This window comes from Actinoplanes sp. NPDC051388, from assembly GCF_055586225.1.
In genome coordinates this window covers 40,719-64,459 of the sequence record NZ_JBVJIP010000033.1, presented here as the reverse complement: position 1 = coordinate 64,459, position 23,741 = coordinate 40,719, and the positions used below count along the sequence as shown (strand labels likewise).

The 23,741-nt window shown below is 70.5% G+C and carries 26 protein-coding genes and 2 pseudogenes; 16 read left to right on the top strand and 12 right to left on the bottom strand.

The features are described 5' to 3' along the window. Positions 1-25: 25 nt before the first annotated feature. Positions 26-235 (bottom strand): hypothetical protein, encoded by a 210-nt coding sequence (locus ACZ6TI_RS46775; RefSeq protein ID WP_465351784.1) that lies wholly within the window; start codon positions 233-235, stop codon positions 26-28. A 26-nt stretch (positions 236-261) separates the two neighbouring features. After that, positions 262-762 (bottom strand): hypothetical protein, encoded by a 501-nt coding sequence (locus ACZ6TI_RS46770; RefSeq protein ID WP_465351783.1) that lies wholly within the window; start codon positions 760-762, stop codon positions 262-264. A 152-nt stretch (positions 763-914) separates the two neighbouring features. On the opposite strand from ACZ6TI_RS46770, the gene ACZ6TI_RS46765 reads away from it, so the two are divergent. Beyond that, a complete protein-coding gene (locus ACZ6TI_RS46765) occupies positions 915-1,850 on the top strand; it encodes a hypothetical protein (protein ID WP_465351782.1) in 936 nt (311 codons plus the stop codon). Between the two features lie 339 nt (positions 1,851-2,189). On the opposite strand, the pseudogene ACZ6TI_RS46760 reads toward ACZ6TI_RS46765, so the two are convergent. Then, positions 2,190-2,744 (bottom strand): annotated as a pseudogene (locus tag ACZ6TI_RS46760) (HAD family hydrolase). 115 nt (positions 2,745-2,859) lie between these two features. Between ACZ6TI_RS46760 and ACZ6TI_RS46755 the strand changes: the two are divergent. From ACZ6TI_RS46755 to ACZ6TI_RS46725, 7 genes are all read left to right on the top strand, one after another. Beyond that, on the top strand, positions 2,860-3,504 hold the full coding sequence (locus ACZ6TI_RS46755; protein ID WP_465351781.1) for a site-specific integrase: 645 nt from the start codon (positions 2,860-2,862) through the stop codon (positions 3,502-3,504). A gap of 35 nt (positions 3,505-3,539) precedes the next feature. Beyond that, the gene (locus tag ACZ6TI_RS46750) at positions 3,540-4,316 is read left to right on the top strand and encodes a hypothetical protein (protein WP_465351780.1); all 777 of its coding nucleotides are present in this window, start codon (positions 3,540-3,542) and stop codon (positions 4,314-4,316) included. 83 nt (positions 4,317-4,399) lie between these two features. Further along, positions 4,400-6,049, top strand: a complete 1,650-nt coding sequence (locus tag ACZ6TI_RS46745) for a hypothetical protein (RefSeq protein ID WP_465351779.1) — start codon at positions 4,400-4,402, stop codon at positions 6,047-6,049. A gap of 64 nt (positions 6,050-6,113) precedes the next feature. Beyond that, on the top strand, positions 6,114-8,195 hold the full coding sequence (locus ACZ6TI_RS46740) for a hypothetical protein (protein WP_465351778.1): 2,082 nt from the start codon (positions 6,114-6,116) through the stop codon (positions 8,193-8,195). Beyond that, entirely contained in the window at positions 8,192-8,599 is a 408-nt protein-coding gene (locus ACZ6TI_RS46735; protein WP_465351777.1) for a hypothetical protein, read from the top strand. Before ACZ6TI_RS46740 ends, ACZ6TI_RS46735 begins: the two co-directional genes overlap by 4 nt. Before the next feature lie 140 nt (positions 8,600-8,739). Next, positions 8,740-9,282 (top strand): hypothetical protein, encoded by a 543-nt coding sequence (locus tag ACZ6TI_RS46730; protein ID WP_465351776.1) that lies wholly within the window; start codon positions 8,740-8,742, stop codon positions 9,280-9,282. Positions 9,283-9,519: 237 nt separating this feature from the next. Further along, positions 9,520-10,428: a DMT family transporter gene (locus ACZ6TI_RS46725; protein ID WP_465351775.1), complete on the top strand. Its 909-nt coding sequence runs from the start codon at positions 9,520-9,522 to the stop codon at positions 10,426-10,428. Positions 10,429-10,496: 68 nt separating this feature from the next. Here ACZ6TI_RS46725 and ACZ6TI_RS46720 read toward each other — a convergent pair whose 3' ends face one another. Further along, on the bottom strand, positions 10,497-10,820 hold the full coding sequence (locus ACZ6TI_RS46720) for an ArsR/SmtB family transcription factor (RefSeq protein WP_465351774.1): 324 nt from the start codon (positions 10,818-10,820) through the stop codon (positions 10,497-10,499). A 63-nt stretch (positions 10,821-10,883) separates the two neighbouring features. Between ACZ6TI_RS46720 and ACZ6TI_RS46715 the strand changes: the two genes are divergently transcribed. Together ACZ6TI_RS46715 and ACZ6TI_RS46710 are read left to right on the top strand one after the other, a co-directional pair. Further along, positions 10,884-11,951 carry a flavin-containing monooxygenase gene (locus ACZ6TI_RS46715; protein ID WP_465351773.1) on the top strand — a complete coding sequence of 356 codons (1,068 nt, stop codon included), beginning with the start codon at positions 10,884-10,886 and terminating at the stop codon, positions 11,949-11,951. Then, positions 11,948-12,769, top strand: coding sequence for a bile acid:sodium symporter family protein (locus ACZ6TI_RS46710; protein WP_465351772.1), 822 nt, complete (start codon positions 11,948-11,950; stop codon positions 12,767-12,769). The genes ACZ6TI_RS46715 and ACZ6TI_RS46710 overlap by 4 nt, the downstream gene beginning before the upstream one ends. On the opposite strand, the gene ACZ6TI_RS46705 is transcribed toward ACZ6TI_RS46710, so the two are convergent. The 7 genes from ACZ6TI_RS46705 to ACZ6TI_RS46675 all read right to left on the bottom strand — a co-directional run bounded on the left by ACZ6TI_RS46705 (position 12,700) and on the right by ACZ6TI_RS46675 (position 18,017). Then, positions 12,700-13,935: an MFS transporter gene (locus tag ACZ6TI_RS46705; RefSeq protein ID WP_465351771.1), complete on the bottom strand. Its 1,236-nt coding sequence runs from the start codon at positions 13,933-13,935 to the stop codon at positions 12,700-12,702. The two genes, ACZ6TI_RS46710 and ACZ6TI_RS46705, sit on opposite strands and share 70 nt — an antisense overlap. Positions 13,936-14,006: 71 nt before the next feature. After that, on the bottom strand, positions 14,007-15,446 hold the full coding sequence (locus tag ACZ6TI_RS46700; protein ID WP_465351770.1) for an NAD(P)-binding domain-containing protein: 1,440 nt from the start codon (positions 15,444-15,446) through the stop codon (positions 14,007-14,009). 57 nt (positions 15,447-15,503) lie between these two features. Next, entirely contained in the window at positions 15,504-16,010 is a 507-nt protein-coding gene (locus ACZ6TI_RS46695; RefSeq protein WP_465351769.1) for a GNAT family N-acetyltransferase, read from the bottom strand. After that, entirely contained in the window at positions 16,007-16,336 is a 330-nt protein-coding gene (locus tag ACZ6TI_RS46690) for an ArsR/SmtB family transcription factor (protein ID WP_465351768.1), read from the bottom strand. Before ACZ6TI_RS46690 ends, ACZ6TI_RS46695 begins: the two co-directional genes overlap by 4 nt. 18 nt (positions 16,337-16,354) lie before the next feature. Then, positions 16,355-17,587, bottom strand: a complete 1,233-nt coding sequence (locus ACZ6TI_RS46685; protein WP_465351767.1) for a M28 family metallopeptidase — start codon at positions 17,585-17,587, stop codon at positions 16,355-16,357. Continuing rightward, complete coding sequence (locus ACZ6TI_RS46680) at positions 17,584-17,820, bottom strand: hypothetical protein (protein ID WP_465351766.1); 237 nt, start codon at positions 17,818-17,820, stop codon at positions 17,584-17,586. The genes ACZ6TI_RS46685 and ACZ6TI_RS46680 overlap by 4 nt, the downstream gene beginning before the upstream one ends. Before the next feature lie 50 nt (positions 17,821-17,870). Beyond that, entirely contained in the window at positions 17,871-18,017 is a 147-nt protein-coding gene (locus tag ACZ6TI_RS46675) for a hypothetical protein (protein WP_465351765.1), read from the bottom strand. Between the two features lie 95 nt (positions 18,018-18,112). On the opposite strand from ACZ6TI_RS46675, the gene ACZ6TI_RS46670 reads away from it, so the two are divergent. Beyond that, entirely contained in the window at positions 18,113-18,481 is a 369-nt protein-coding gene (locus tag ACZ6TI_RS46670) for an ArsR/SmtB family transcription factor (protein ID WP_465351764.1), read from the top strand. A 144-nt stretch (positions 18,482-18,625) separates the two neighbouring features. On the opposite strand, the gene ACZ6TI_RS46665 is transcribed toward ACZ6TI_RS46670, so the two are convergent. Next, positions 18,626-19,558 (bottom strand): hypothetical protein, encoded by a 933-nt coding sequence (locus tag ACZ6TI_RS46665; RefSeq protein WP_465351763.1) that lies wholly within the window; start codon positions 19,556-19,558, stop codon positions 18,626-18,628. Between the two features lie 232 nt (positions 19,559-19,790). Here ACZ6TI_RS46665 and ACZ6TI_RS46660 point away from each other — a divergent pair, with 232 nt between their 5' ends. The 5 genes and pseudogenes from ACZ6TI_RS46660 to ACZ6TI_RS46640 all read left to right on the top strand — a co-directional run bounded on the left by ACZ6TI_RS46660 (position 19,791) and on the right by ACZ6TI_RS46640 (position 23,735). Further along, the gene (locus ACZ6TI_RS46660; protein WP_465351762.1) at positions 19,791-20,477 is read left to right on the top strand and encodes an arsenate reductase/protein-tyrosine-phosphatase family protein; all 687 of its coding nucleotides are present in this window, start codon (positions 19,791-19,793) and stop codon (positions 20,475-20,477) included. 115 nt (positions 20,478-20,592) lie between these two features. Then, complete coding sequence (locus tag ACZ6TI_RS46655) at positions 20,593-21,336, top strand: aquaporin (protein WP_465351761.1); 744 nt, start codon at positions 20,593-20,595, stop codon at positions 21,334-21,336. Positions 21,337-21,381: 45 nt separating this feature from the next. Beyond that, on the top strand, positions 21,382-21,789 hold the full coding sequence (locus ACZ6TI_RS46650) for an arsenate reductase ArsC (RefSeq protein ID WP_465351760.1): 408 nt from the start codon (positions 21,382-21,384) through the stop codon (positions 21,787-21,789). A gap of 1 nt (position 21,790) precedes the next feature. Next, positions 21,791-22,672: pseudogene (trxB, locus tag ACZ6TI_RS46645) on the top strand (thioredoxin-disulfide reductase); the annotation flags it as partial. A 400-nt stretch (positions 22,673-23,072) separates the two neighbouring features. Continuing rightward, on the top strand, positions 23,073-23,735 hold the full coding sequence (locus ACZ6TI_RS46640) for an arsenate reductase ArsC (protein ID WP_465351759.1): 663 nt from the start codon (positions 23,073-23,075) through the stop codon (positions 23,733-23,735). The last annotated feature ends 6 nt before the right edge of the window (positions 23,736-23,741 follow it).

Here is a 23,741-nt window from a genome sequence, read left to right as displayed (position 1 = left end):
GTACGAGGACGTCTTCTCGACGCTCTCACTGCTTATGAGTCGTCCATTCGGCGACAGCTTCAATCACCCGCGCTTGCCACGCCTGGCCTTGGGGATTGAGATAGGTCGGGTCACCGTCAACAGCGAAACCATGCTGAGCGCCTTCGATCTTGAGTAACGATGAGACAGAATTGAGTTTCGGCATCGCCGCCTCGCTCGTCTCGATCGGTACGAGGGTGTCGGCGGTGCCGTGCACGATCAGAGTCGGAGCTTGGATCTTGCTCAGCAGAGCGTTCGGCCGCACGGCCCGCCGTCGACGACGGTGGCCGAGCCCATCAAATCCGCTGGCGGGAGCCGATCCGCAGGCTCGGCAATCTCCGACAGCACATCGCGATGGGCGAGACGGAGTCCGTCTACGGTGCGGTCGGATGCGTGAGGCCGCACACGGTCGAGCACCGCCCAGACATCGGTCAACGCGCGTTCCAGGGTCGCGATCCGTGTCGCGTGCTGCTGGCGTATCGCCGCTCGGACCTGCTCGATGCGGCGCATCCAACCCGCCGCGGCGCTGTCGCTGCTCCCGCCCGCCGGCCGGCCTCCGGGCCGGCTTTGCGCGGCGTCAACCGGCACGATCGCGGCAACGGGGTGTCCCCGATCGACGATCACGGTGACCTGGCCGGTGATGCTGGTCAATCGTGCAATCTGGGCCAGGCGGTTGCGTGCTTCGGGCAGCGGCAGTTCGATACGCGGCGGTGCGGACGGCGGCGGGACGGCAGGTTCGGCCATGGCGTCATAGTGACGCAGGGCTATGACAGTTTTGCGGCATCGAGCCAGCAGAGCGCCGATCAATGACCCGCCGCGCGTGGGCGTGCCAGCTCCGGCTGTCTACGGCGCGGCGGCCCGTAAACGCGTTCGAACCCGCCGGTACCGTGGACGTCATGGCCCTTTTTAGACGGAAACGGCCCACCGATCCGAAGCGCCACGTCCCGGCGCCAGCGGCCGAACACCAGCAACGGCCTCCCGTCGTTCTCATCGCCGCTGAGTCGGCGCCGGACGCGTTGAATCGTCGCGTGCGGCGCAGTGCCGACGCGCGGGACGCGCGGCTGATGCTGGAACCGATGGCTTTGGCCGAAGGGTCAGCCGCCATCGACGCGGTACACGAGAACCTTGAGGTCTGGCCGGGCCCGGACGCCGCGAGGGTCGTGGTGGACGTCTCGCAACTGCACCGGATCCGGGCAATAGCGCTGGGCGGCCCCGGCGAGGAACTGCACGCCCAGGTCGCGCACAGCGTTCTGGCGTGCGTCCTGGACGCTGATGCCGTGGCGCCGGCGATCCGCGAAGAAGCGGCGAGAGGGATCGCGGTTGGCGCGGAAACGGACCTGCCGACGGCGATGCTGCGGGCGGTCCAGGGCCACGCCTACGCCGTGCGCGCGGCGGCGCTCCGCGACGACCGCGATGCCGTTCTCGCCGAGTTGTTCGTCCGATCCTTCCAGCGGATCTTGGACGTTGCCGGGTCGAACACGACGAACTGGTCGGGCCGGCTGCTTGACCTCGCGGCCGCGCACGATCACCGCTATCGCGCCGCCACCTCCGACGGTGACCCGTCCGATCTTGACGAGGGCATCCGCCTTACCGAACAGGTTCTTGAAGCCTCGGCTGCTGACCCGGCTGGCGTGCTGCGCGCGCACAAGCTCAGGGCCCCGATGCTGATCGCACGCGACGAGCTCACGCCCGGCGCTGACCTGCACGCGGCCGAACAATCCTTCCAAGCGATCGTTGACCTGACCCCGCCTGGCCACCCCACGCTTGCCGACACGAAGCAGCGCCTCGCGGCCACGCAAAAGCTTCTGCGCGGGCGCCCACCGCAGCCATAGGCCGAAGTCACGGAGATCCCGCAGGGTCAGCAACCCGCCGAAGCAACGCCGTATAGAGCTCCCGACTGCGCGACCACCAGCACGTGGGCGACCGCCCCCGCCGCCAACCCGACGGCCCCTATCGTCACGGCAGGAACGGCGCCTCCGCCAAGTCGTGAGACGGCGGCTGGTCGGGGGTGCCCCGTCCGCCCCCGCCGGCATCCGGGTGCCGTCGACCTGAGCTGACGACCTGGGCTCGGTCAGCTCGAACGCGTCGCCGTCATGCTGGGCTTAACCCGCCGCCACCTCGAGCACCCCGCCGCCAGGTCGAGCGCTGAGCATGGTGCACGACCTGCAAATTCAGAAGTGCAACTGCCCGGTCCGCACGTTGAATACCTGCATGCCGGCGGCCAGGGCTGCGGTCACACCGGCGTCGGCGTCTTCGTAGACCAAGCACCGCCCCGGTTGCACGTCGAGCTGTTGGGCCGCGGGTAGGAAGATGTCTGGGGCAGGTTTTCCCCGGCCCGCGGGCACGTCGCTCCAGGTGACCACCGTGCCGAACACCATGTCCAGGCCGGTCGCGGCCAACCCCGCGGCGACGGTGTTCGTGGAGGAATTCGAGCCGATCGCCAGACGCTGCCCCCGCGCGTGGGCCGCCCGAGCGATCTGGGCATACGCGTCGACGACGACCAACTGCGATGCCGCGGCCATCACATAGTTGCGGCACCGCACGATGATCTCGTCGACCGGCTCCGGCAGCGGACCGAACTGCTGCTCTCACAGCACCATCATGTCCGGCGACGCGATCGCCTCCCGCGGCCAGTACCACGCGGGGTCGAGAACCACACCGACGTCGGCCAACGCCCGGGCCAGCCCGTCGAAACAGACCTGGCGGCTATCGACTTCCCTGATGATTGAGCGTGTTCAAGCGTCAGGGAGGCGTCTGTTGAGTACGTGGCAAGTGGTGCGAGTGCCTGATTCTGGGCGGTGGGGGGCGCTGCCCGCGGAGGGTGTTCTGGGCGTACGGGACTTGCCGGAAGCGGTGGCCCGGATCGGTCTGCGGCCGGGTGATCCAGTGTTCGTGGGGCCGGACGGTGTGGTCGATGCGGATCTGCTGGATTTCGTTCGGTGTAAGGAGTTCCGGAGTCTGGCTCGGGAGTCGAAGCGCAACTACGCGACGGATATCCGGTTGCTGTTGAACTTCCTGTCCTCGCGGGCAGTGGCGTGGCCGGAAGCCACCGAGCAGGATCTGGCCGACTTCCGGGACTGGCGGTGCGAGGCGCCGGAGAGTCCGCGGCGGATCGGCGGCACGAAGTGGGACCGGGAAGCTGCCGCATTCACCAAGCTGTTTCGCTGGGCGAAGGTGTCGCCGCTGCCAGTGGATGTCCGGCGGCGCGAGGATCGGGCGGCGGACGCGGTCAGCGCGAGGGTGTCGTGGCTAACACCGCGGACCTGGGCGTTGTGGTCGGACATCGGTCTGCGTGGCCACACCGCTTCGGGTACGCCGGCGCCGGAGTGGGCGTCGCGGACGGAGCTGCGGAACACGAGTTTCGTGCAATTGCTGCTCAGCAGCGGGCTACGGCGGCAGGAGGGCGGGTCGCTGCTGACGTTCGAGCTGCCGACCGAGCGTCTTCGCTTGGCCGTTACTGCCACGGCACGGTCGCGGCGGCGGTGACCAGGTCGAAGCGGAGCCGGGTGTTCTACGCCTCGGTGGAGGCGGTCGCGCAGGTCGAGGCATACGTGGAATCGGAACGGGCGTGGGCGGTGCAGCGGGCCCAGGCCGAGGGCCGCTATGACCGTCTGCCGATGATGCGGCTGGTGACGGGGGTGACGCGCGGGTTGAAGCCTGCAGTGCAGTGGGTGGACCGCGACGGCATCGCCGGAGCCCAGGAACTGGGCCGGCTGGGCTGGCGCGAGCGGCAGGGGTTGTTTGTGGAGGGCCCGCAGGGTCCGGAGCCCGCGTGGTTGTGGCTGTCGGAGCAGGGATTGCCGCCGGCGCCTGATCGCTGGAACACAGTGTTCAGGGCCGCGAACCTGCGCTGCGAGCAAGTCCTGCTCACCGCCGAGCAACGGCAGATCACGAGGTCGATGCGGCTGACGGAGGTGCGCGGCAAGACGCCGTACGCGACGCCGCACTGCGGGCGTCATTCCTTCGCCCTCTACATGCTGATCGTGTTGAACCAGTTGATGGAGACCCGTTTTGGGCTGAGTGCGGCGGATCGGCGGGACTTCGCGTTGCTGTTCGGCGATCCCTGGTTCCTGGTGAAGGTCCTGCTCGGGCATGCCGACGTGGAGACCACCAAACGGCACTACCTGGCGCCGGTCGCCCACCTGCACCTGGAGTCGATCCTAGCCGCGGCCGGCGACGGACTCGACCGGCAGCACGAGGTCGAGGATCTGAACGGAATCTTCGCCCGGCTGGCCCGGGAGTCAGCGGGAATCCAGGACGTGGACACGCTGATCGCTCGGCCTTGGGCAAGCCGGTGAGCGGGCGAGGACACCGCGCTGTCCTGCCGCCTGCCGGGCACCGTGCCGAGCCGCCGCTGGCCCCGGACGGCTTGGTGGTGACGGTGGTCAACAAAGCCGGGCACTCAAAGATGTTCGACTTCGCCGGGCTGCCCGTGGCGGCACCGATGCAGCGTTCGCTGGCTGTCGCCTTCACCGCGCAGTCCCGCGGCTGGACGAGCCACGAAACCGGGGAAGGCTACTGGAGGAAGCTGCAGGTGTTCGCCGAGTTTCTGTCCCGGTTGGAGGATCCGCCGCAGGATCTGGACGATCTGAGCGCGGCGACACTGAAGCGCTGGCGTGCCGCGCACGTCGCCACCAACGCCGGGCGCGCCACAGTGCAGTCGGTCCGGACGGTGCTGCACCGAGATCAGCGGCTGCGTGACGGGCCCGCGGCCGAGGAACTCGCCCGTCGTGTGCCCAAGCCCCGCTGGCAGCAGCAGTCCTACGAGCCAGCGCAGTGGAAGCAAGTGCGGCTGGCCGCGCAACGACAGTTCCGGGCCGCGTGGCTGCGGATCCGCGAGAACACCGCGCTGCTGGAGGCCTGGCGGTCCGGACAGGTGGCGGCGGACAGCCGGGAAGGGCGCATCGGCCGCATCCTCGATGAGGTCGCGCGCACCGGCGATGTCCCGCGCGCTGTGCTGGCCAGCGGCAAGGAACCCGTGGCCGACCGTGGGCTGCTGGGCGGCGCTCGTCCCGAGTACACGTGGGGGCGGCTGTTCCTGACGCGCGGGGAGGTGACCGCCTTGGCGGTGTTGCTGACCGGCCGGTTCGGGTGGAATCTGTCGGTCTACGACCGGATGCCGGCCCCGAGCCGGGCACCGTCGGTGGGTGAGACCACAACGGTGACCTACCAGGTCCAGGTGGAGAAACGCCGGGCCGGCGGCGGGCATTGGTTCTCCACGGAGAACATCACCGACTCCGGCGCCGACTCCTCCGGGCGGTTGATCACTCAGGCATTGGAGGCGACCGCGCACGGCCGTAGGCTGGCCGCCCGGCTGGTGCCGGGCACCGACCTGCTGATGACTGCGCACGATCACCGGCGCAGACCTGTGCACCAGCAACTGGACCGGCCCCTTCCTGTCGGCCCGCTGGTCTTCGGCGTCGCCAAGGAAGACGGGCAGAACTGGGCCAAGAATCACCAGTTGGGCGGGTCGCCGTTCCAGCGGGCCCGCCGAACGACGGTCACCCGCGAGCGCCGTCCATTGCAGCACTCCCCGCGCACCCACGAGAGCGTCTACCTGCTGCCCGACCGTCAGGTCCAGCGCGCCGCACAGCCGGTGATCGCCGACGGGGCCCGCGAAGCCCTGGACCAGGCCCGCAGCATCGTGTTCAACGGCCACCTGCGCACCGGCCCGGATACGGCACACCAGCAGACGGCGACGGCGGACTGCGCGGACGAGACCACCAGCCCATGGCCAGCCGCCGCCGGGGTGGGTTGCGCGGCGGACTACCTGCTCTGCTTGGCCTGCGCCAACGCTCATGTCCATCCCGGCCACCATCCCCGCCTGGCTCACCTGCACCAGCGGCTGCACGCCCTGCGTTCGGCGCTGCCGGACGCTGCCTTCAACGCCCGCTGGCGCGAGCACCTGCTGCGGCTGGAGGACCTGCGCGACAAGATCGGTCCGGCGGCCTGGGGCGCCGCGCTGGCCCGCGTCAGCGACACCGATCGCAGCCTCACCGATCTCCTGCTGGAAGGAAGTCTCCCCCCGTGACGTCCGCCCTCGCCGCCGAGGACAACCTCTACGCGCTGCCGACCCCCACCGCGACAGTCCCGTCGTGTTGCCGCGCTGGATCCGTTCCGGCAACACCCACCCCAACTCCCGCTACCAGGACCTCACCTGGTCGCTCGGACCGCTCGTCGACAATCCGGGCACGGCGCTGGTCACGATCGCCTGGGCGAACTGTCCCGAGCACCTGCGCGGCCAGCTGAGGCTGGCCGCCTGGACCATGATCAACGGGCAGTTGCGGGCCACGTATCTTCGCGATCGTGGTGTCCGCGCCCGGGCCCGGCGTTCTCCCGCTGGCGTGCAGGAGACCTGCCGCGAGTGGCTGCGGTTGGCGCGCTGGCTGCATCAACGGGGCGTGACCGATCTCGGCGCCTGTACCGACCAGGCGTGGCGCGGATATGCCGCCGAACGCGTGCATGACGGCTGCGGCAGGGAACACGCCGTCGGCATCCTGAGCAGATTGACCAGCCTCTGGGCGTTCGACCAGCTCACCGCCCGCCCATCCGGAATCGCCCGGCCCCCGTGGGACACCGACGGCGTCGACGACTTCCTTCCCGCATCCGACACCGCATCCGACACGGCGGAAAACGTGACCGAGCCGCTCGATCCCCAGGTCATCGGGCCGCTGCTGGTCTGGGCGATCCGCGTGGTCGAGGACCTCGCCGACGACATCCTGACCGGCTGGGCCGAGAACCGCCGGCTGAGCGCACAAGCCGCCGCCACCCCGGCCCTGCCCTCCGGCCTGGCCACACTCGAGGCACACCTGCGCGCCCTCATCCGCGACCGGGCCCCGCTGCCCGCCTTCGCACATCAAGGCACGAACAGACTGGCCCGCACCTATCTCGCCGCCATGACCGGCGCCAGCCTCGGCCAGGTCGACGGGCTCAACAACCGGCTGGCACTCACCGCACTGGCCGCCGAGCGGCCCGGGCGATCTCCGATGCGGCTGCCCGTCACCGGGCACATCAACGGGAAACCTTGGCGCGAGCACCTCGACTTCCACGAGGCCCCCGACCTGATGCGCCACCTGGGAACGGCCGCCACCATCATCTGCCTGTACCTGACCGGCATGCGCCCGCAGGAAGTTCAAAGCCTGCGATCCGGATGCTGCCCCGACCCGCAGCCGGCGGCCGACGGTACACCCCGGCAGCACCTGATCCGCAGCCACCACTACAAGAACGTCACCGACGACGACGGTAACCACCTCTCCGCCGGAGAGGAACGCGACGTCCCCTGGGTGGCCATTACGCCCGTGGTCCACGCCATCCGCGTCCTGGAGCGCATCGTCCCGGACGGTGAGCTCCTGCTCAACGCCACCCACCACGACTTCACCTTCCACCGCGCCCACCGGGGCGCCTTGAAGATGCACGCCCTACGCCAGCGGATCACCGACTTCATCGCATGGGCCAACCACGAAGCCCAAACCCACGAACTGACCGCCCAGAGCATTCCCGACGACCCGCACGGCGCGATCTCGATGTCCCGCTTCAGAAGGATCCTGGCCTGGCACATCGCCCGCCGACCCGGCGGCCTGATCGCGCTCGCCATCCAATACGGACATATGCGTACCGTGCTGGACGTGCGCACCTCCAGCGGCTACGGCACTCGCAGCCGCCACGGCATCCACAGCGTCCTGGACATCGAGACCGCCCTGGCCGCCGCCGACACAGCGGCCCGCCTCCGTGACCGTATCGCCGGCGGAGAGAAGATCTCCGGCCCCGCATCCCGACGTGCCCTGACCGCGACCACCCACGTCCCGCGCTTCGAAGGCCGCATCGTGCCCCGGACCTTCGCCAAGAAGGCAGCCGCCTACCTCGCCCGCGACGGCATCGTCCTGTTCGACAACCCCGACGCCCACCTGATCTGCGTGTTCAAACGCGACACCGCGCTCTGCGAACCGACGCCGGACGCATCGGCGCCGAACCAGTACGACTGCCGGCCCGGCTGCGGCAACGCCGTGCGCACCGACACCCACGCTGCCCTGCTTCGCGAGCGCGCCGACGAGCTCGATCAGCTCGCCGCGCACGCCCCCGAGGGCATCGGTCGACGCCTGCGAACCAACGCCGACCGGCTGCGCGCTACCGCCGACAGCCACGATGCCGCCGCTCAACCCGCCGAGGACCTCGGATGAACCAGCAGCAAGACGAACGGACCCGCATCCGCGAGGCCATGGACCGCCTCCTGGCCGGGCGGCCGACTGTCTCCAACGGCAGCCTCACCGTCGTCGCCCTCGCCGCGGAGGCCGACGTCCACCGGATGGCGCTACTCAAGCGGCACGCCGACCTGAAGATCGAGTTCTACGAACGCGTCCGCATCGAAACCCAGCAGATCCCGGAAACCGAGAGGCGCCTGCGGGACACCGTCACCAAACTCACCACGACCATCGCGAACCAGACGGCGGAGATTGAGCAGCTCCGTCAGCTGGTGACCAACCTGACCCTCGCCAGCGCCGTCCTCACCCACACCAACCAGACCTCGCCAGACGCCAACCTCATGCCCGACAACGTCGTCCCCTTCCGCCCACGCACACCCTGACAGACCGGTCCATCACGGCGTGCCCGGCAAGCCGCTACGCCAGCGACGATCTGCGGCACCCCGACACCAAGGGGCGGGCGTTCGGGTGTCGTCCGGCCTCGAAGCCGGCGCACACTGCGGATATGCAGCCGACGTGGACAGTGCTCGCGGTCGCGGTCGTGGGTGTCGCCGGCACCCTCGGCGCGGCGGTGTTCACCCAGATCTGGAGTGCGCGGCGTGAGGACCGGCGCTGGCGTCAGGAACAGGACGCCGACAGCCGACGGTGGGAGCGCCAACAGCAGGAACGCCGTGACCAGTGGCGACGCGAGGATCAGCTACGCCGGGTTGCGCAGCGACAGGAGGCGCACACCCAATTCCTCCTCGCAGTCGCGTCGTGGGCGTCTGCGGCCTATGCCCTGATCGTGGCTGACGGCGAACAGCCCAGGGCGCTCGGCTCCGAGGACCTATCGCGGCTGGGCGCCCTGGTGGATCAGGCCGAGGCCGCGCGGGTCCCGCTCCGCCTGCACGGCTCGGAGGAGATGTCCGCCGCGTCGGAGGACGTCTGCCGGGTGATGACGTCGGCCGTGCGCACGCTCGCAGACGGTGCGATGACCGGCGAACAGGTCGACCAGCTACGGCTGGACTTCCGACGTACGAGCCAGGCGGCTCTGGCACAGGCCCGTACTGATCTTGACTTCGCGTGATCACCCGGTCTGCCGCATGGCACCGCCGCCACGAAACGTCCTGGTTCCGCCGTGCAGCCCCATGTCGTCGCGGTCTGGTCTGGCTAGGCTGTCGGGTATGACACCCGTGTCGACGCGCTGCTGCCGGCGTATCCGGGTGCCCAGCTATGCGCTCTGCGACGGCGAGGACGCGGCGAACTGACACCCACCGTGCCGGTGTCCGCCCCTTCCTTCTTCGCTTGTTCGGAGTGCTTCGCCATGCTCGACGTTCCGCGTGGCTCCCGCCATGCTGCCCTTTTCCTGACCGGTGCCGCCGCGTGCTGGGGAATCTCTACCGTCATCAGCAAACGCGCGGTGGACGAGATTGCGCCGCTGACCCTGTTGCCCATCCAGTTGGCCGTCAGCGTGGTCACGTTGACAATCCTGATCCGCGTCCATGGCGTGCACCTGGCCTGGTCGCCGCAGGTGCGCCGGCTGGGCGTGCTGGGGCTGCTCAACCCGGGTGTCGCCTACACGCTGAGCCTGTTCGGGCTGGCCCACATCACCGCCAGCATGTCCGTGCTGCTGTGGACCGTGGAGCCCATCCTGATTCTGCTGCTGGCCCGTTGGCTGCTTCGGGATCGCATCATCGGTCCGCTCGCGGTCGCGATGGTGGCCGCGTTCGCCGGTGTGCTGCTGATCGTAGTGCAGTCCGGCACGAGCGGTGCGGTGTTCGGTGTTGCGCTGACGCTGACCGGGGTGGGTGCCTGCGCGGCGTACACGGTGATCTGCCGCAAGCTGCTGCTGGCCGCCGACTCCACCGTGACGGTCGTGCTGGTCCAGCAGTGCTGTGCCCTGGCGTATGCCGTCGTGCTGCTCGCCGGCGCTCAGCTTGTCGGCGTACGGACCGACGTGATGCAGGTGTCCGGATGGGCGTGGCTCAGCGCCGTCGGCTCCGGGGTGTTCTACTACGCGATCGCGTTCTACCTGTACCTCAGCGGCCTACGACGGGTATCGGCAACGGTCGCCGGGATCTTCATCAACCTCATCCCCGTCTTCGGCATCACCGCCGCGTACCTGCTGCTCGCCGAACGACTCACCGTCCGGCAATGGATCGGCGCCGGCGTCGTCGTGGGAGCCGTCGGCGCCGCCACGCTGATCCGTAAGGACGATCACGTGGCCGGCTAGGCGACACCCCGCCGACGTGCAGAGCTGCCACGACGACGCATGGGCACAGAGCATCCGGCGCCGGTGCGTCACGTTCCCGGGTCGGCGTCGCTCGCTGGCGGGCAGCAGCAGGCCAGGTAGCTCTGCAGGTCGGCCAGCCGGGCGGCGATGGTGGCGGGGTTGGCCCGGTAGCGCACGAGTTTGCCGTCGCGGGTCGACAGGACCAGGCCGCCGCGTTTGAGGATGGTCAGATGTTCGGAGGCGGTGGACAGCCCGAGGCCGCAGCCGTCGGCGATCTCACCGACGGTGAGTTGGGTGCCGCCGGCGAACAGCAGCATGATCTGTTGGCGGGTCTCGCTGGCGAGGGCTTTGAGGAAGTCCTGGGTCTGCCCGTCGACGGTCGGTGCGCTCATCAGGTTCCAGTCTCCTCCACGCCATCATTTCGTCTTTTCCCGAAGTGACGATAGCTTGTGGGTATGAGTATCGCTGATGTCGCCGTGATCGGTGGCGGCCAGGCCGGCCTCGCCGCCGCGCAGGTCGCCCGTTCCCGTGGTCTGGTCCCGGTCGTGCTGGACGCCGCCGCCGGGCCGGGTGGGTCGTGGCCGTACTCCTACGACAGCCTGACCTTGTTCTCCCCGGCGCGGTTCTCGTCGCTGCCGGGCCTGCCGTTTGCCGGTGATCCGGACCGGTATCCGCTGCGCGACGAGGTGGTGGACTACCTCACCACCTACGCGGCAGGGCTGGACGCCGAGGTGCGGTTCGGCCAGCAGGTGGAGCAGGTGACCCGGTCGGCGGCCGGGTTCGCGGTGTCGACGTCAGCCGGCACGGTGGTGCAGGCTCGGCTGGTGGTCGCTGCCAGTGGCGGGTTCGGGTCGCCGTATCGGCCCCGGTTGCCGGGCCTGGACTCCTTCACCGGCAGGGTGCTGCACGCCGCGGACTACCGGGAGCCGACCGCGTTCGCCGGTGGCCGGGTGGTTGTGGTGGGTGGCGGGAACTCGGCGGTGCAGATCGCGGTGGAGCTGGCCGAACTCGCCCGGGTGACGTTGAGTACCCGCCGGGCGGTGCGGTGGCAGCCGCAGCGGTATCTGGGCAAGGACTTTCACTGGTGGTTGGCCCGCACCGGCCTGGACACCGCCCGGTGGGGACCGCGGCTGGCCGGTGGGACGGTGCCGGTGATCGACGACGGCCGCTACCGGACGGCGGTACGCGCGGGCCGTCCGGATCGGCGGCCGTTGTTCGACCGTCTCGACGGCGACGCGGTGATCTGGGCTGACGGCACCCGCGAACGGGCGGACACCCTGTTGTTGGCCACCGGCTACCGGCCGGAACTCGGCTACCTGTCCGGTACCGGCGCGCTGGATGCCGCCGGGGTGCCGCTGCACGACGGTGGGGTGTCGGCCACGGTGCCGGGGCTGGGATATGTCGGCCTCGAACGGCAGCGCAGCTTCGCCTCGGCCACGCTGCGCGGGGTCGGCCGCGACGCTGCCCACGTCCTCGGGGCGCTGGTGCGCGACCACGCTGGGCAAGCGGCTGCGGCCCGGTGAGTGTCCTGGCCGTCGGGCTGCTGCTGATCGCTTCCATGACGGCGGTCGGGACGGCGGTGACCGTCGCCGACTTCCGGGCCCTCGCCGCCCGGCGGACGGTCCTCGCGGTCGCGATCATCATCAACGTCGTGGCGCTGCCGGGGCTCGCCGTGGGCGTCTGCGCTGCGGCCGATCTGGCACCAGCGACCACGCTGGGGATCGTGCTCGCCGCGGCGGCTCCGGGCGGCGGGACCGGGGCGTTGCTGACCCTGCACGCCCGTGGTGATCTCGCGTTGAGCGCGGCCCTGCAAGGGATCCTCGCACCGCTGGGCCTGGTGAGCGCGCCGCTGTGGGCGCACCTGTCCGGCCACGACGTGGTGCCCTCGGGATGGGCCGGCGCCGGCCTGGTCGTCGGTGGCCTGGCCGGCCAACTCGTGCCCCTGGTCGGGGGCATGTGGCTACGTCGGCGGGATCCGGACCGTGCGGTGCGGGTGCATCGGGTGGCGCGGCGGATCGCCGACGTGTTGCTGGCCGCCCTGGTGGTGTACTTCGTGGTCACGGCCGGCGGGCAGCTTCCGGCGTTGGGCTGGCCACCGATCGCCGTGGCGGTGCTGCTGGTCGGGGCGTGTCTGGCGGCGACCGCGATCGGTGGGCTGGGCCAACCCGCCGTGCGGCGGGCGGTCGGGATGACCAGCGCGGTGCGGAACCTGTCACTCGCCCTGTTCTTCGCCACCCCGGCTAGCACCGGGGCTGTGGTGGCGCTGCTGGCCTACGGCTTGGTGATGTACGTGTTGTCGGTGCCGGTCGCGGTCCGGCTCGGCCGCACCTCGACCGTCTGACCGGCCGGCGAGGGTGTGCCGGCGCGGGCGAGGATGCCTGCGGCGGCGAGCAGGCACAGCCCGCCAACGACGGCCAGGACCGGCCGATAGCTGGTGGTGGTGTAGAGGACAGCGGCGGCCAGGGGCGCACCGGCTTTGGCGAGGGTGACCGGGGCGGCCAGGGTTCCGGCGATGCTGGCGTAGGCGGCGGTGCCGTACCGGTCGGCGAGCAGGGCGGGCTTGGCGAGGCTGTCCACGCCGAACCCGATACCGAACCCGGTCACAGCCAGGACCGCACCGAGCCGGGTGCCGGCGGCAAGCAGCAGGCCGACGGCCGCGACGGCCTGGGTGGTGAACACGATCGCGACCACGGTGGACAGCCGGAACCGGCGTCCGGCGGCGGTGAGCAGCAGCCGGCCGGTGACCGACAGGACACCGAGCAGCCCGGCGACGGTGGCGGCGAACGTGGCCGGATGGCCGTTGCTGACGAGGTAGCCGACGAGGTGGATGGTCATGGTGCTCATCGCGGCGGCGTGCGCGACGAACGCGACGGCGAGGCACCAGAACCGGCTATCGCGGACCGCCGCCCGGGCCAGGGTGTGCCGCTGCGCTGCGGTCGCCCGCCGGTGCGGCGAGGCGTTGGTGGGTGGGCGCCGGACGGCGAGCGCGTGCAGCGGCACCGCGAGCAGACCGTAGAGGACGGCGAGGACGAGCAGGGTGGTGCGCCAGCCGTAGCGGTCGTTGAGCAGGCCGGTCAGTGGCATGAAGATGATGCTGGCGAACCCGGCGACCACGATCATCGCCAGCAGCGCCCGGGAGCGCTGGTCGGGTTCGAACCAGGAGACGATGACCGCGGTGGCCGCCTCGTACAACGCCATCGCCATCGCCACACCGAGCCCGGCGAAGACCAGGTACAGCTGCCACACCGCCTGTACTTGCGACCAGGCGACCAGCAGCACCGCGCCGGCCGCTGCCCCGATGGTCATGATCGCCCGGCCGCCGTGCCGGTCCAGCCGGCGGCCGACGGGGATCGCCACGGCGGCCCAGGTGAGTACGGCGGTGGTCAGGGCGCCGGTGACGGTGGCGGTGGAGGTGTGCAGGTCGGCGGCGATCGGGTGGAGCAGCACGGCGAAGGCGTAGTAGAGGCAGCCGTATCCGAGGGTCTGGGTGGTCGCGAAAATTGTCACGATCCGCCAGCCAGCGGAGCCTTGCCAGTGGCCGCCCGTTCGGGCGGCCACCGGGACCCCGGTCGGCATCCTCAGCTGCAGCAGCCGCCGGCCTGTTCCTCCTGGCCGGTAGCGCCGGTGGATACGTCGACCAGGGCCAGTGGCGAGCGCAGCAGGCCACCCTCGATGCCCGTGGCCAGACCCCGCCCGGCCGGCTCGGCTGCCGGGGTGCCGCAGCAGCCGCCGCCCTCGCTATCGGCGCTTTGGCCGCTGTCGAGGCGGTCGGCGTCCAGGGGCACGTCGCTGCTGCATACCCCGGTCTCGGGCAGGTCGAGCTGGACGTCGCGGGCGGCTTCCCAGTCGCCGGCGAGGGCGGCGACGACCGAGCGGGCCTGCTCGTAGCCGGTGGCCAGGAGGAAGGTGGGTGCGCGACCGTAGGACTTCACGCCGATGGCGTAGTAGCCGGGCTCGGGGTGGCCGAGTTCATCGACGCCGTGCGGCGGGACGGTGCCGCAGGAGTGCTCGTTCGGGTCGATCAACGGCGCCAGGGCCCGGGTGGAGCCCAGGATCGGGTCGAGATCCAGGCGCAATTCGGCGGAGATGCCGTGGTCGGGCCGGTAGCCGGTGGCCGCCACGATCCGATCGGCGGTGACGGTCCGGGTGCCGTCGGAGACCGTGACGCCGTCCGGGCCGGCGGTGACGCCCTGGATGCTGAAGCCGGCGAGAAGGGTGACCGCTCCGGACTCGACGCGCTCGCGCAAGACGCTACCGAGGGCGCCGCGGGCCGGCAGGGCGTCGGCGGCCTCGCCGCCGTAGGTGCGGGCCGGGGAATCGGCGCGGATCGCCCACGTCACGGTGGTGCCGGGCGCCTGCTCGGCGAGGCCGGCGAGGGCGAGGAGGGTGTTGGCGGCGGAGTGGCCGGCGCCGACCACGAGGATGCGACGGCCGGCGAACCGGTCCCGGTCGCGGCCCAGCACGTCCGGCAACGCACTGTCGAGGTACCCGGCGGCGGCGGTCTCGCCATGCGCGGGGATACCGGAAGCGCCGAGCACGTTCGGGGTGCCCCAGGTGCCGGAGGCGTCGATGACCGCGCGGGCCAGGATGTCCTCGCCGGTGGCGAGGCGGATCAGGAACGGGGTGTCGGCGCGGCCGGCGGTGCGGACCCGGTCAAGCCCGTATCGGGTCACCGCGACCACCCGAGCGCCGTACCGGACGTGCGGCTTGAACGCGGGCAGATCGGCCAAGGGCTGCAAGTAGTCGGCGGCGAGCTGCGCGCCGGTGGGCAGCCGGTCGTCCTCGGGCCGGACCCAGTCGGCGTCGGCCAACAGGCGGGCGGCGGCCGGGTCGATGTTGTACCGCCACGGGGAGAACAGCCGCACGTGGCCCCAGTCGCGGACCGCGGCGGCCGGGCCGTCACCGGCCTCCAGGACGTCGAACGGAATGCCGCGTTCGGCGAGGTTGGCGGCGGCGGCCAGCCCGACGGGGCCGGCGCCGATGACGACGACCGGGTACTGCTCGAGGTGAGTACTCACGAAAGGCTCCTGTCTGGAGGAAAGCAAGTGGGCGGGCCGTGTGCAGCCCGGTGAAAGTCAGGTGATGGCGGGGCTACGGCGTTCGATGAACACGACGTCACGCCACCGGTTGCCCTGCGAGATGTGCAGGCCGACCCGCTCGCGGACGCCGACGGTGCGGAACCCGCAGGAACGGTGCAGGGCCAGGCTGGCGGTGTTCTCCGGGAACACCCCGGACTGGATGGTCCAGATCCCGGCCGCCTCCGTCGAGACGAACAACGCGCGCAGCAGGGCCCGGCCGACGCCACGGCCCTGGGCGGCCGGGTCGACGTAGACGGAGTGCTCGACCACCCCGGCGTAAACGGCCCGGCTGGACACCGCCGAGACGGCCACCCAGCCGAGCACGGTGTCGTGCTCGTCGACGGCGACGAGGCGATGGTCGGCGAGTTTGCTCGCGTCGAACGCCGCCCAGTCCGGTGCGGTGTGCTCGAAGCTGGCGTTGCCTGCGTCCATGCCGGCCTGGTAGATGCCCAGCACGGCCTTGGCGTCGGACGGCGTCATGGGGCGGATCGTCGCGGTGCTCATGCGCAGCTGCCGGTCGTGGTCGGAGCGGGTCGGCCGATCACGACGTCGGCGGCGGACGGGAAACACTCGATGCAGCGGTTATTGATCCGGTAGTGCCGGGCGTTGCCGACCGGCTCCACCAGCACGAACCGCACCTCGGTCAGGATCTTCAAATGCTGGGAGACGGTCGACTGCGCCAACCCCACGGCCGCGACAATCTGGCTTACCGGCAGCGGGCGTTGCTGCCGGGCGAGGTACTCGACGATCTGCACCCGGGACGGATCCGCCAGAGCCCGGAACCATGAGGCGTAGGTCTCCGCGGTCGTCCGGTCGAGGAGGTCGGCCATCACCCACCACTTTCATCGTCAATCGCCGATCAACGATGGAAGTATAGCCGGGGTGGTCGCGGCCAACCAGGCGGTCGCCACCACCAGGCGGCAGACCGCGACCAGGGTCGTTGCCTCGACGCGGTCGGGGGTGTCGGCGGGGCTGTGGTAGCCGCCCATCCCGGCGCCGATCCCGACCGCGGCCAGGCCGGCGGCGGCGTAGCGGCGGTTGTCCGAGGCCACCGGCCCCGCCATCAGGGGCAGGCCGGTGTGCCGGCCGGCCTGATCGAGCAGGGCGAGCAACCGATGCGCGGGGCCGCCGGCCTCGACGGCGACGGTCTCATGGAGTTGTCCGGCGCCGTCGACGTTAACCACCAGAGGCGACGCCCCGGTGCGGCGCAGATGAGCGGCGTGGTGCGCCGAGCCGAGAGCGCCAATCTCCTCCGCGTCCAGCAGCGCGACCGCGAACCCGGCACCGTCCGGCAGGACCAGGGCCAGAATCCGAGCGGCCTCCAGGACGACAGCGACGCCGGAACCGTTGTCCGACGCGGCCGGCTGCCGCAGCCCGGGATGGTCACCGACGCCGTCGTAGTGCGCAGTCAGCAGCAGGTCCGCACCATCGCTGGCCGCGGTGCGCCAGCGACCATGCAGGTTCGCGGCGGTCACGTCGACACGGCGGATCGGCGTGCTCCCGGCGAGCCAGGCCCGGCCGGTCGGCGCGGCGGCGAGCATCGCGGCGTGGGTATCGGGGTCGAGGGTCAGCACCGGTAGCGGTCCGGGATCCGGGCCGGCGAGCATCGTGTAGTGCCAGCCGTCCGCGTCCACCGGGCGGCTGATCAGCAGCCCGAGCGCACCGTCGGCGTGCCCGTACGCGTCGAACAAGGTCATCCCGGTCGGCGCGAGCAGCCACCGCCCGGCCGGGTCACCGGCTCCGGCGACCGCCAACCCACCTCGACGGATCGTGGGGTGGTCGGCGGAGGCCAGGTGCACCGCCGTCTGCCGCCCGAACGCCAGCCGCCGGTCGGCAATGCCATCGGCCCAGGTGACCTCCGGGGCGGCGTAGACCTCGGGCACCGCGCGCACCGGGAACGGGTCCACGGCCTGCTCGGCGCCGAGACTACGGATCTGCTCGCCGAGCCAGTCCCGGGCGGCGGCGCCGCCGGGGCTACCGGCGCGGCGGCCGGCGAACGGGGCACTGGCAAGGGCGGCCACGGTGCCGGCCATCCGCTCGCCGTCCACCTCTTCGAGGAGGGCGTCCAGGTCGGTGGTCATCCGCAGCAACCCTGACCGGCCGCGAGGGCGTCGGTCTTCGCCGTGCTGCCGCAACAGGAGCCTTCCGCCGTGGCCTCGGCCTGCGTACCGCAACACGGGCCAGAAGCAGCGGCCGGTTCAGGCAGGGCGAGGGTGGTCTGGGGCGGGTTGCCGCAGCAGCCGCTGGTACCGGTCACGGTCAGGGCGGCGGCCGGGTCGCCGGTGAAGCCGCCGCGGGTCTGGGTGTCGCTCATCGTGGATCTCCTTTGCCGGGTTGGTGCGGGGGGTCGGGTGGGTGTGCGGGTCAGCGAGGGCCGAGCAGCGTCTGGGCGTGCAGCACGGTACGTTCGTGATGCCGGCGGGCCCGCTCGGCCGCCGTGGTGACCTCGGTGCAGCTGTCGCAGAACTGGACGCCGTCGAGCCGTGCGGTGCGACGGGCGAAACGGAACATGTCGACCCTCCAGACGTGGTTTCGAGGATTCTCGAACTTGACGACTGTCTAAACCGAGGGTTGCACGCGGTTTCGACGTGTGTCAACCTCGATGCATGTCTAAATCAGCCGCACCGGTGACCCTGTTCGACGCCGACACCGACGCGGTGCCGTGCTGTCCGCCCCTGGTCCAGCAGCGCGTCGACGCGGCGACCGCCGGGATCCTGGCGCCGGCGTTCAAGGCCCTCGGCGACCCGGTCCGGTTGCAGCTGATGTCGATGATCGCCTCGGCCCCGGGCGGGGAGATCTGCGTGTGCGACCTGACACCGGCGTTCGAGCTGTCCGGGCCGACCATCTCGCACCACCTCAAAACCCTGCGGGCGGCAGGCCTGGTCGACGCCGAGCGGCGGGCCAGCTGGGTGTACTACAAGGCCCGCCCGGGTTTGATGCGGCAGCTCGCCGGTCTGCTCACGCCCGACGCCTAACCGCCGGGCGGGCGTCAGCGACGAGACGACTCCGTCCGGGGCGCCAGACGAGAGTCCGTCGCCGGCAGCCCGGCTACTGGAGGCTGCCCGCGCATCGGCGGCCCATCCCCCGGTAGCCGCGGCAGGCGGGCGCCTTCGGTCCGGCTACAGGACCGTGAGGCATGTCCCCTGGTCGTTCGGGAGTTGGTGGTAGTCGAACCCCATGTCCTTGAGACCGGCCTGCAGCAGACGCGCCTGACTGAGTGCGACCGGCAGAAGGTCGTCCGCTGGTATCACCGCGTCAGTGCTCGGCACCTCGCGGAGGAGGTCGACGAACGCGGTGAGCGCGGATACCGCGCGCCAGTCCCGCACGGTGAATGTTCCCGTGACGATGCCGGCGGCCGCGTAGGCCAGATACATCGCGTACCGATCCAACGCCGCCATCGACTGGTGGTAGGCCTGCATGACGTCGCGAGACGTCCGGAACGTCATGGTGGCCCGGCCGAACGCGTCCTCGATGTGGGCGAAGTCGCTGGGTGCGACGCAGGTCGCGGGAGTACTCCAACCGCGTTCGTGCATCGCCCGTTCCGCCCGGAACTCATCGATCGAGCTGCCCGCCATCCACACGTACTCCCAGGCCAGGCCGCCGTCGGGCAGGAGGAAGGGCGTCGGCGTGGAGTTACGGCGGTGTACCGCGTGCCCCGGGTCACCATGCTGGATCATGCGAACATGCTGGGCCTCATGCAGCATGGCGTATCGCAGCACGCCGCCGGGCTCGGAGAGCAGGCCGACAGACGCCACGATCGCCTGCTGGTTGTTCGGCAGCTCGATGGTGATGGCGACCGCGCTCGCGCCATCGACCCGCTGGGCCTGATAGTCAGCGGCGGTCATGTCCGGGTTGGACCGGTGCAGGGAGCGGACGAGGTACTCCCCGGCGAGCTGCGCGAATCGGTCGGTCAGGATGACCTCGACCCGCCCGGGATCGGGAATCTCCGCCGTCATCTCGGCCACCACCGCGTGCCAGTGCGCGAGCTGCGGCCCGGTCGGCGGCGCCCCCGCGAAACGCAAATCAGTCCGCAGGGCCTGGGGCTCGGTCATCATTCCGCCTCGGATACGCGTTCTGGCCGGACGTCAGCGGGCCCGCCAACGCGCCCAACGGAATATCACGGTCCTCCCTCTGCCACGAACGCGGCACGCCGATCCCCTGGGGGGACGCCGGACCCGCAGGCCCGCGCGGCAACCGCCTTCATCGACGGCGACAGGGCGCGCCGGCCGGTGTGACGGACGCCCTGCTTGACCACCGGCAAGAGGTTCAGTCAGTATTGAGTCAATGAACAGCGACCTTTCTTCCCTGCAGGTGCGGGCCCGGATCCACGCCGCGCTCGGTGACCCGGCGCGGCTCGCGATCGTGGACGCCCTGACCTTGGGTGACGCCTCACCAGGGGAGGTCGGTCACGACCTGGGGATGCCGACCAACCTGGTCGCCCACCACGTGAAGGTGCTGCAGGAGGCAGGGTTGATCGTGCGGACCCGGTCGGAGGGTGACCGGCGCCGCACCTACCTGCGGCTGCGATCCGAGGTGCTTGCCTCGCTGACCCCGCCCGCGCTGGAGAACGCCGAGCGGGTGGTGTTCGTGTGCACGCACAACTCGGCCCGCTCGCAGCTGGCGGCCGCGCTGTGGCGCGACCGGATCGGCGGCACGGTCGCCTCGGCCGGCACCCGGCCGGCCGCCCGGGTGCACCCGCGGGCGGTCAAGGTCGCCCACCGGCACGGGCTCGCCCTGGATGCCACCGGAACCGCGCACGTCACCGACGTCGTCCACGACGGGGACCTGGTTATCGCGGTCTGCGACAACGCTCACGAAGACCTGTCTACCCCGGTCCGGCCTCGGCTGCACTGGTCGGTGCCGGATCCGGTCCGTGTCGACACCGACGACGCGTTCGAGGCCGCCTACGCCGATCTCGCCGGCCGTATCGACCGGCTCGCCCCCGTGGTCAACCCGACCGCGCACGGCTGACCCCGCCGATACCGTGAAACCGGCGGCCCACCCCGTTCCGCGGTCGGCCGCCGGACAACTCGCGGTCCCCTTGCCCTATCCCCACCGCCTACCATCAGACCGGAGTTAGTCCGCTATGTCCCCAATCGCTTTGTGGCGGCGTGCGCTTGCCGAGTTCGTCGGCACCGCGCTGCTGGTCACCGCCGTCGTCGGCTCCGGCATCATGGCGTCGAGGCTGTCGCCGAACGACGTCGGCCTGCAGCTGCTCGAGAACTCGGTGGCCACCGCGTTCGCGCTCGGCGCGCTGATCCTGACCTTCGGCCCGGTGTCCGGGGCGCATTTCAACCCGGTCGTCTCGGCCGCGGACTGGTTCCTCGGCCGCCGCACCCGGACCGGGCTGACCGGCACCGACCTGGCCGGCTACGCCGCCGCGCAGACCGCCGGGGCGATCGCCGGATCGGTCCTGGCGAACCTGATGTTCGACCTGGCGCCGGTCGCGTTCTCGACGAAGGACCGGGCCGAGGGGCACCTGTGGCTCGGTGAAGTCGTCGCGACCGCCGGCCTGCTCCTGCTGATCTTCGCCCTGGCCCGGTCCGGGCGCGCCGCCGTCGCCCCGGCCGCCGTGGGCGCGTACATCGGCGCCGCCTACTGGTTCACCAGCAGCACCAGCTTCGCCAACCCGGCCGTCACCATCGGCCGCGCGTTCACCGACACCTTCGCCGGCATCGCCCCCGCCTCCCTGGCCGGGTTCATCGGCGCCCAGCTCATCGGCTTGCTCGTCGGGGTCGGCCTGCTGCTCGCCCTTTACCCGAGCGTCGGCGCCACGGCCGGCGAGGTCGTCGTCGAGCAGAACGCCGACCGACCCGCCCGCGTCTCCTGACCCACCCCACCCCTGACCGTTCCGTGTTTCGAGGAGCCCTTCGCGATGAGTGACAAGCCCAGCGTCCTGTTCGTCTGTGTCCACAACGCCGGCCGATCCCAGATGGCCGCCGGCTGGCTGCGCCACCTCGCCGGCGACGCCGTCGAGGTTCGCTCAGCTGGCTCCGCACCCGGCAAGACGATCAACCCCGCCGCGGTCGAGGCGATGGCGGAGGTCGGCATCGACATCACCGACCAGACCCCGAAGAAGCTCGAATGGGAGACCGCCGAGTCGTCCGACGTGATCATCACGATGGGCTGCGGTGACGCCTGCCCGATCTTCCCCGGCAAGCGCTACGAGGACTGGAAGCTCGAAGACCCGGCCGGCGAGGGCGTCGAGTCCGTCCGGCCGATCCGCGACGAGATCAAGGTCCGCATCGAGGCGCTGCTGGCCGACCTGATACCGGCCGCCTGACATGGAGCTCGACGTGGTCCGGAACCTGATCATCATCGGCTCGGGACCGTCCGGTTACACCGCGGCGCTGTACGCGGCCCGGGCGAACCTCAAGCCACTCGTCATGGAGGGTGTGCAGTCCGGCGGCGCCCTGATGACCACCACCGAGGTCGAAAACTTCCCGGGTCACCCGGACGGCATCATGGGCCCCGAGCTCATGGACAACATGCGCAAGCAGGCCGAGCGGTTCGGCGCCGAGTTCATCACCGACGACGTGACCCGCGTCGAGCTGGGCGACAAGCCCACCGAGGCCGGCACCGAGGGCCTGAAGACCGTCTGGGTCGGCGAAACGCAATACTTCGCCCGCGCCGTGATCCTGTCCACCGGATCCGCGTGGCGTCCCCTCGGTGTGCCCGGCGAGCAGGAGCTGCTCGGCCACGGTGTCTCGTCGTGTGCGACCTGTGACGGCTTCTTCTTCCGCAACCAGCACATCATCGTGGTGGGCGGCGGCGACTCCGCGATGGAAGAGGCGACCTTCCTCACCCGCTTCGCCGAGACCGTGACGATCGTGCACCGCCGCGACGACTTCCGGGCCAGCAAGGTGATGGCGCTCCGGGCGAAGAGCAACCCGAAGATCAAGGTCGAATGGAACAGCGTCGTCGAGGAGATCCTCGGTGACGACGGCAAGGTGGTCGGCGCCCGGCTGCGTCACCTGCAGACCGGCGAGACCAAGGTGCTCGATGTCACCGGCGTCTTCGTCGCCATCGGCCACGACCCCCGCAGCGAGCTGTTCAAGGGTCAGATCGAGATGGACGACGACGGCTACGTGAAGGTCGACGCGCCCAGCACCCGCACCAACATCCCAGGAGTGTTCGCCGCCGGCGACCTCGTCGACCACACCTACGTCGACTTGTACCAAAAGACGGACGCCAGCGCCGACCGTAGAGCGTTGTACGCAGTGCCGGAGATCCGCTTGCCCACCCTGCTCTCCGCCATCTGCCCCTCGCCAACTTTGGCGCGATCGCCAGCCGGGATCGGTGGCTCACGTCACTCATGGGGATGCTACGGGTACGCACGGTGCACCCACCAGTGCGGAGCAGGAACTCCATGGAGACCGCCGAGCGCCGCCCACATCACGCCACAACGTCGCCTCACCCTGCCACCAGAACACCCTGCGAATATCGCTCCACACTCATTGACTCAATACGGGCTGAGCAATAGCGTGAAGGGGTCGTAGCCCGCCCCAGAGCTGAGCACGGTCACTGCGGATCGACTCGACTCGCCTGGCATCGAAGGACCCACCGATGACTGACCTACAACGGCCTTACGAGCACCCGGAACTGTCGATCGACCAGCAACTCGCCCTGCGCACCGCCGCGACCAACCTCGGCCGCGAGTTCGACGGCCTGTACGGTCCTGAAACGATCGAACGGTTCCTGCACACCAGCTACGACCAGTTCGCCACCACCAGCAGCGTCCCAAACTTCCTGCCGCTGCTGGCCGAACGCTTCGCCCGGCAACGCCTCACCGCCCTGGCCAAGGTCGAAGGCCGCCGCGACGACGGCAGACCCGTCGTGCTGTTCCTGTGCACCCACAACGCCGGCCGCTCACAAATGGCACTCGGCTTCTTCACCCACCTGGCCGGCGAACGCGCCACCGCCTGGTCCGGCGGCTCCGAACCCGGCAACCAGGTCAACCCCGCCGCGATCGCCGCGATGGCCGAACGCGGCATCGACATCGCCGGGGAATACCCCAAGCCATGGACCGACGAGGTCGTCCGCGCCGCCGACGTGGTCATCACCATGGGTTGCGGCGACGCCTGCCCGATCTTCCCCGGCACCCGCTACGAGAACTGGGACCTCGACGACCCCGCCGGTCTGGAAGTCATCGACGTCCGGCCGATCCGCGACGAACTGGAACGCCGGGTCCGGAAGCTGCTCGACGAACTCTCCGTTGGCGTCTCCTGAAAGGCC